Source organism: Vibrio sp. 10N.261.52.C2 (genome assembly GCF_041471425.1).
In the GTDB taxonomy this organism is placed as follows: Bacteria; Pseudomonadota; Gammaproteobacteria; order Enterobacterales; family Vibrionaceae; genus Vibrio; species Vibrio crassostreae_C.
In genome coordinates this window covers 1-249 of the sequence record NZ_JBFROH010000113.1, presented here as the reverse complement: position 1 = coordinate 249, position 249 = coordinate 1, and the positions used below count along the sequence as shown (strand labels likewise).

Below are 249 nucleotides of genomic sequence, written 5' to 3'. Positions count from 1 at the left end.
CCAGGACGCGCCACTATTTAAGGGTTTATTTCTTTTAAGAATGAAAGTCCTTGTATTGACTAAGTTGATACTAAAACCGTGCGCTCTTAGCTCAGCTGGATAGAGTACCTGGCTACGAACCAGGCGGTCGGAGGTTCGAATCCTCCAGAGCGCGCCACTATTTAGGGTTTATTTCTTATAAGAATGTGAATCCTGATATTGATAAATCGTTCGTCGAGAATTAATATCAAAAACCGTGCGTCCTTAGCT

At 42.6% G+C, this 249-nt stretch carries 1 tRNA gene; it reads left to right on the top strand.

Features of this window, described 5'->3' with window-relative positions:
* Nucleotides 1–80 precede the first annotated feature (80 nt).
* Nucleotides 81–157, top strand: a tRNA-Arg gene (locus AB4307_RS21965).
* Nucleotides 158–249: the final 92 nt, after the last annotated feature.